At 59.6% G+C, this 6,395-nt stretch carries 6 protein-coding genes; 5 read left to right on the top strand and 1 reads right to left on the bottom strand.

Translation table 11 applies throughout. The features are described 5' to 3' along the window. Positions 1-228: 228 nt before the first annotated feature. Positions 229-909, bottom strand: a complete 681-nt coding sequence (locus tag GGR17_RS19930) for a GntR family transcriptional regulator (RefSeq protein ID WP_054539487.1) — start codon at positions 907-909, stop codon at positions 229-231. Between the two features lie 278 nt (positions 910-1,187). Between GGR17_RS19930 and GGR17_RS19925 the strand changes: the two genes are divergently transcribed. From GGR17_RS19925 to GGR17_RS19905, 5 genes are read left to right on the top strand one after another with little or no spacing between them, the layout of a single operon-like run. Further along, complete coding sequence (locus GGR17_RS19925; protein WP_054539486.1) at positions 1,188-1,838, top strand: isochorismatase family protein; 651 nt, start codon at positions 1,188-1,190, stop codon at positions 1,836-1,838. An 11-nt stretch (positions 1,839-1,849) separates the two neighbouring features. Then, entirely contained in the window at positions 1,850-3,688 is a 1,839-nt protein-coding gene (locus GGR17_RS19920) for a PEP-utilizing enzyme (RefSeq protein WP_207642711.1), read from the top strand. Further along, entirely contained in the window at positions 3,685-4,752 is a 1,068-nt protein-coding gene (locus tag GGR17_RS19915) for a PEP/pyruvate-binding domain-containing protein (protein WP_054539484.1), read from the top strand. Before GGR17_RS19920 ends, GGR17_RS19915 begins: the two co-directional genes overlap by 4 nt. Continuing rightward, positions 4,749-5,627 (top strand): FAD binding domain-containing protein, encoded by an 879-nt coding sequence (locus tag GGR17_RS19910; RefSeq protein ID WP_054539483.1) that lies wholly within the window; start codon positions 4,749-4,751, stop codon positions 5,625-5,627. The genes GGR17_RS19915 and GGR17_RS19910 overlap by 4 nt, the downstream gene beginning before the upstream one ends. Further along, the gene (locus tag GGR17_RS19905) at positions 5,624-6,253 is read left to right on the top strand and encodes a CoxG family protein (RefSeq protein WP_054539482.1); all 630 of its coding nucleotides are present in this window, start codon (positions 5,624-5,626) and stop codon (positions 6,251-6,253) included. Before GGR17_RS19910 ends, GGR17_RS19905 begins: the two co-directional genes overlap by 4 nt. Positions 6,254-6,395 lie beyond the last annotated feature (142 nt).

Genomic DNA, 6,395 nt, shown 5'->3' with positions numbered 1-6,395 from the left:
CAGTGTATCTGCTTGTCTTCATTCGAAATCTCCTCGTTCATCTTGCCGAGAAAATTCTACTTATGCAGCCCCTTACTTTCGGGGGGGATTACCCCCGTGACCTGCTCCCCTCTGAGCCCGCGTTTATTGGTTAGCTCTGTTCAGGTTTTGGTCTTCTTCTGACCTTTGGTGATACTCCCGCAGGGTAAGCCCGTCGAGGCTCGAGTGCGGGCGATGGTGAGGCGTGTATCAGCTTTCCTCGATGACGACCTTGCCCTTGGCGTAGTCCGTGGAGGTCTGAATATGTTCGGACATGCGCGCAAATGCCAATTCGGGGTTTCGCTCTTTTATTGCAGCCAGAATGGCCTTGTGCTGATTGAAGGCGAGTTTTGTTTGCGCGGGTTCATATTTGAAACGTGACCGCAGCGTTGCCGTTATACCAAGCACCTGGTTAGATACTGTTTTCAGTATCTGGCTTCCCGAAGCGGCCGAGATTGCCGCGTGAAATGCGAGATCCGCGTTCGCTTGCTCCATGGCGGAGCAGTTTTTTGGTAAGCTTTTCTGACGCAGCAACGTTGTTTCAATCTCAAGAATGGCTGCGCTGTCTGCGTAGCGGGCGGCGCTTTCGGCCGCGTGCGCCTCCAGAACCAGGCGCAATGCGTAGATTTGTGAGATATCTTTGGGTGTAATCTTCCTTACGCGGGCGTATTTGCGAGGTACGAGTTCGACAAGCCCTTCGCCCTGCAAGGCAAAAAGTGCCTCGCGCACCGGGGTGCGGCTGACGCCCAGTTCCTGGGCAAGGTTGCGTTCCAACAACGGTTGGTCGGGTTTGAGGTTCCCCGACAGTATTTCCCGCCGGATGATGTCAGCGACGCCTTCGCTGGTGCGTACCGTTACCGGATTGATATTGTCCGAAAAATATCCTGACATCTACTTGGCTACTCAGTTAATTTTTCCTCAGAGAATTTGTTGGCTAACACCTATGGCGGGTTTCAACAAGCCAATCATCCCGGGGCAACTGTGCTGCGTAAGTGCGCAATTCTCTGGGCGCTCTTTTTTTAATCATTTATGCCATAAAAGTGGACCCATGGCGTGGGTGTCGCTTTTTTTTTCTGCTTGGGCGCAAGATGTTTTGACCTCATGCTTTTGGTATACCAGTATACCACAAAAGTGAGGGATGTCACGATATGGCAAGAAGGGGCGTTGCAATGCGGAATGAGGCCGACCTGGATACGTATGCGGATGCAGGTTTTGGCCGGTCGGTTCCGCGAGGGCTTGCGCCCGCAGTCGTGGTTGTTGATTTCTCATATGGCTTCACTGACACTTGCTACCCGACCGCCGCGGACATGAGCGATGAGATAGCCGCAACCAGAAAGCTTCTTGATGTGGCTAGAGTGGCGGGGCGGGCGGTTATTTTTACGACGATCAGCTACACGCCCGGCGAGGTCACGATGCTGCCGTGGTTGCGTAAGGCGAGTGGGATGAAGGCGCTGATGGCCGGGACCCGCCTCGTCGAGATCGACGACCGGCTGGCACCGAGTGAAGCGGAGCCTGTGATTGTAAAGCATGGAGCCTCTGGATTTCACGGAACGAATCTGGCGGCACTGCTTGCCGGGGCTGGTATCGATACCGTGCTGATTGCGGGTGCAACAACAAGTGGCTGCGTCCGCGCGACAGTGGTGGACGCGGTGCAAAGCGGGTTCAACGTGCTGGTTCCGCGCGACTGCGTGGCCGATCGTGCACAGGCGCCGCATGAAGCCAACCTATTCGATATACAGCAGAAATATGGTGATGTCATCGGGCTGGACGATGCGCTGGCATATCTGCAGGCGCCGAGCAGGCAGGGAAATAAAGGGTAATGGAGACCACAATGGCAAAGACGGACAATTCGTTCGCAAATCCTTTCGATATTGCAGCGCCCGAGGGCGCGGAAGGCTGGGAGAGCCTGTATCGTTACTACGCGCTTCTGAGCGAGGATCGGCGCGCTTTCGAGGAGTCCAAGTTCTGGTTCTTCGACGGAATGCACAACCCTGATCCCCTGTATCCCTTTGACACGATCATGACCGAAAACTGGTGGGTCGCTGTCAGCCAGATGTCGAGCAGGGTCTGGGCGCTGCCCCCTGCCATGGGCATCGATCACCGGATCATCAACGGCTATCTTTATGTCAGCCCGAACGCGGTGACGGACCCCGAACAGATCGCCGAGCGGCAGGAATATTTTGCCAAGCGGGCAGGGCATTATTTCGAGAACTGGGATGAGATTTTCGTCAATTGGAAGACGAAGGCGCAAGATTGTATCGACCGGCTGCGCGCGATCGAGTTCAAGCCGCTGCCGAAATACGAACCCGAAAGCAGCATCACGGGTCACACGGGCACCTATTCCTCACTCGAGATGCTCAAGGACTACAGCCGCATGATCGAGAACATGCTCGAAATGGGCTCCTATCATTTCGAGATGCTCAATCTGGGTTATGGCGCTTATTTGACCTTTCGCGAATTCTGCCAGAGCGTGTTTCCGGGCATTGCGGATCAAAGCATTACCGACATGGTCTCGGGCATCGACATCCTGCTGTTCCGCCCCGATGACGAATTGCGCAAGCTGTCGCAAAAGGCCGTCGATCTGGGCGTCGCGGATCTCATCATGCCCAACCGGTCACCCGATGACATCCTCGCGGACATGGCGACAACCAATGCCGGCAAGGAATGGCTTGCCGCGCTGGAAGATGCGAAAGATCCCTGGTTCTGGTATTCTACCGGCTCTGGCTACTGTCACGCCGATCCGGTCTGGATGACGGACCTGCGCCTGCCCTTTACCGCAATGCGCGGCTACATCACCGCGATCCGCAATGGCGAAGACGTGCGCCGCCCGTTGGACAAGATCCTCGAGAAACGCGAACAGGTCACCGCCGAATACCGCGAGCTGCTGCCCACCGACGATGATCGTGAGGCGTTCGACAGCCTGATCGGACTTGCGCGCAAGGTGTTCCCCTTTGTCGAGGATCACAATTTCTATGTCGAGCATCTGCATCACTCGATCTTCTGGTCGAAGGTGCGCGAGCTGGGCGATGTCTTCGTGGCGCACAAGTTCTTCGACACGAACGAGGACATATTCTATCTGCACCGTCACGAAATCTACGATGCGCTGTACGATATGATCATCGGCTGGGCTGTCGGCACGCAACCGCGCGGCGAAACTTATTGGCGACCGATTATCGCCGAGCGCCGCCGCATCCGTGATGCGCTGTGCAAGTGGACACCGCCCCCCGCCCTGGGCACGCCGCCTGACACCATCACCGAACCGCTGACGATCATGCTTTGGGGCATCACGCAGGAAACGATCGAGGAATGGCTGGGTGTCGACCCTGAATCTGCAACGGAATTGCGGGGTGTCGCGGCATCGGCAGGCAAGGTGACCGGCAAGGCACGCGTCATTTCCGAGCCCGATCAGCTCTACGATGTGGTCGATGGCGAAATTCTGGTCTGCCGCGTGACAGCGCCAAGCTGGGCGCCTGTGTTCCCTCGCATCCAGGCTGCCGTGTCTGACGTCGGCGGGATGATGGCGCATACCGCAATCATTTCGCGCGAATACGGCCTTCCGGCCGTTGTCGGAACCGGCTTTGCCACCGCCCGGATCAAGACCGGCGACATGATCGAGGTCGACGGCAACATCGGGATTGTACGCATCCTTGAAGAAGAGGCAGCAGAATGAGTGATCGCCCCTACATCCTTTGGCTCGACGACCCTGCAGCCTCGAAGAACCCGATCCTGGGCGGCAAGTTTTCCAGCCTGGCGGAATCGACCGCGGCGGGGCTGGCGGTTCCGCCCGGTTTCGGGATCACCACCCATGCCTACCGCGATTTCATGGAGGCGGCCGGGCTGGTCGAAGAGGCCGCGCGCGTGCGAAAGGCCTGCGCCGATCTGGATCCTGAACATATCGCGAAAGAGACCGTCGCGCTGATCCACGGGATTCTGAACGCCCCTCTGCCCGAGGCGCTGGAGACTGCGGTGCGCACGGCCTATGACGCGTTGGAAACCCGCACGGCGGCCAACGTTCCCGTCGCGGTCCGCTCCTCGGGGGAATCCGAGGATCTGGCCGGGGCCAGCTTTGCCGGCCAGTACGAGACGTATCTGTGGATCACCGGCGCTGATGCCTTGTTGCAGCATATGCGCAAATGCTGGGCCGGGATGTATGGTGACGCGGTCCTGTCCTACAAGCACGATGGCGAATCCGTCATTTCCAAGGGTGACTTCGGCATTTGCGTGGGCATTCAGCAGATGGTGCAGGCGCGCGCGGCCGGGGTGATGTTCACGCTCGATCCGATCACCGGCGACCGATCGAAAATCGCCATCGAATCCTGTTGGGGCTTGGGCGAGGGCGTGGTCAAAGGCGACATCACCCCAAGCCAGTTCACCGTCGACAAGGTCACGCTGAAGCTGCTGAAAAGCAAGATATCGCACCAGACCGAGGAATACCGCTTTGATACCGAAAGCGGTGGCGTCGATCTGTTTCCGGTCAACGACGGGCGGCAGGACAGCCCCTGTCTGAGCCAGGCCGATGCCGTGGCGCTGGCCATCCTTGCCAAGCGGATCGAAAAGGATCGGGGCGCGCCGCAGGATATCGAATGGGCCATCGGCGCCAACGGCGACATTGCGGTCCTTCAGGTCCGGCCCGAAACCGTCTGGAGCAGCAAGGAGGCGAAGCCGGTTCTCAAGGTCACGTCACCGATCAACCATGTCCTGATGCGCATGTCCGGCGGCGGAGCCAAGGGATGAAGGCTTCGGACTTCATCTATCACCGGCCCGGCTCGGTGGATGAGGCGATCGCGTTGCTTGGCGATTATGGCGGCAGCGCCCGCATTCTTGCCGGGGGTCAAAGCCTCATGCCGATGATGAACCTGCGCCTGTGGCGCCCCTCGGCCCTGATCGATATCGGGCGCGTTTCAGGTCTGGACCAGATCGAAGAGCGCGGCGATGTGACCGTTCTGGGCGCGCTGGTCCGCTATCACACCATCGAGCATGACCCGCTGATCGCGCGGCGTCTGCCGCTGCTGGCCCATATGATCCGCTATGTGGGTGACCGACAGGTCCGCAACCGGGGCTCGGTCGGGGGCAGCCTGGTTCAGGCCGACCCGACCGGTGAAATGCCGCTTGCCGCGCTGACGCTAGGGGCGGTGGCGCATGTGCGCGGGCCAAATGGCGCGCGCCAAATTCCGCTCGAAGAGTTCTTTCTGGGCTCCTATGCCACCGCCTTGGAAAACGAGGAAATGCTGCTTGAGGTGCACTATCCCCGCCACCCCGATCATTTCATCTTTGCCGAGGTGAACCGGCGGCACAATGATTTTGCGGTCGTGTCCGTCGCTGTGCTCGGCGATTGCAGCGACGGCATCTGGCGCAATCTGCGCATCGGTCTGGGCGGGGTGGACGAAACCCCAGTGCTGGCGCGCGCGGCCATGGATCTGGTCGAGGGGACCGCACTTGACTGCGCGGATATCGCCAAGGCGGCCGCCGGTGCCGCCGCTGAAATCAGCCCGCCCAGCGATATCCGCGCCTCTGACGAATACCGCCGCCATCTGACGGAAATCCATGTCGGTCGCGCCCTGCGCGCCCTGGCGGATTGCACAACCGAAAACAAGGAAGCCCTTCTTTGAAATTCCTTCAAGAGTTCATCGTCGATCAGCCCATTGACACACTATGGGCCTTTTTCGATCAGCCCGAGCAGGTCGCCTATTGCATCCCAGGCGTTGAATCGCTCGAGATGCTGGATCCCGAAACCTTCACGGCGCGTGTCAAGCAAAGCGTCGGGCCGATCTCGGCTACGTTCGAGGCCAAGGTGCACATCACCGAAAAAGTGCAGGGCGAGCGTATCGCCTTTACCGCGACAGGCAGCGCTGTGCGCGGAGCGGTCGGAAATTTTCGCGCTGAAAGTCTGGTGCGCCTGATCCCGCAGGGGAGCAGCACCGAGGTTCGTGTTGAAAGTGAAGCCGCCCTTGCCGGTGTGCTGGGCAGCGTGGGGCAGAAGGTCATCGCCAGGCAGGCGGAAAAGATCACCGGGGTCTTTGCCCAGACCCTGCAGGACAAGCTGAGTGGCAAGGAATCCGCGGTGGCGGCGCCAGGGCCCATGCCGCGCCCGTCCGTGTCACCCGCGGCAGCGGCGGCGGGATATGCGATGCCCGCGCCTGTTCAGGTGTGCTCTGACGGTTGGGGCAAGGTCGGGGCGGCACTTGGCGCGGTGAACGTCGCAATCGGGCTGGCGATTCTCGTGTCGCTGACCTGAGAAGCGCCGAGCGAAAAGATGCGGCGCGCGGCGCCGAATGCAAAAGAAGGAAGAGCCATGAAACGTATCGGCCTGATAGTGCCCAGTTCGAACACGACGATGGAGACGGAGATCCCTGCGCTTTTGCAGCGCCATCCGGGGG

This window comes from Actibacterium naphthalenivorans, from assembly GCF_014196965.1.
Taxonomy (GTDB): domain Bacteria; phylum Pseudomonadota; class Alphaproteobacteria; order Rhodobacterales; family Rhodobacteraceae; genus Actibacterium_A; species Actibacterium_A naphthalenivorans.
This window is presented reverse-complemented; position numbering and strand designations above follow the sequence as displayed.

Excerpts from the sequence above, each read along its gene's own strand:
- GGR17_RS19920 (WP_207642711.1), top strand. The coding sequence starts at position 1,850 with ATGGCAAAGACGGACAATTCGTTCGCAAATCCTTTCGATATTGCAGCG.
- GGR17_RS19910 (WP_054539483.1), top strand. The coding sequence starts at position 4,749 with ATGAAGGCTTCGGACTTCATCTATCACCGGCCCGGCTCGGTGGATGAG.
- GGR17_RS19915 (WP_054539484.1), top strand. The coding sequence starts at position 3,685 with ATGAGTGATCGCCCCTACATCCTTTGGCTCGACGACCCTGCAGCCTCG.
- GGR17_RS19925 (WP_054539486.1), top strand. The coding sequence starts at position 1,188 with ATGCGGAATGAGGCCGACCTGGATACGTATGCGGATGCAGGTTTTGGC.
- GGR17_RS19930 (WP_054539487.1), bottom strand. The coding sequence starts at position 909 with ATGTCAGGATATTTTTCGGACAATATCAATCCGGTAACGGTACGCACC.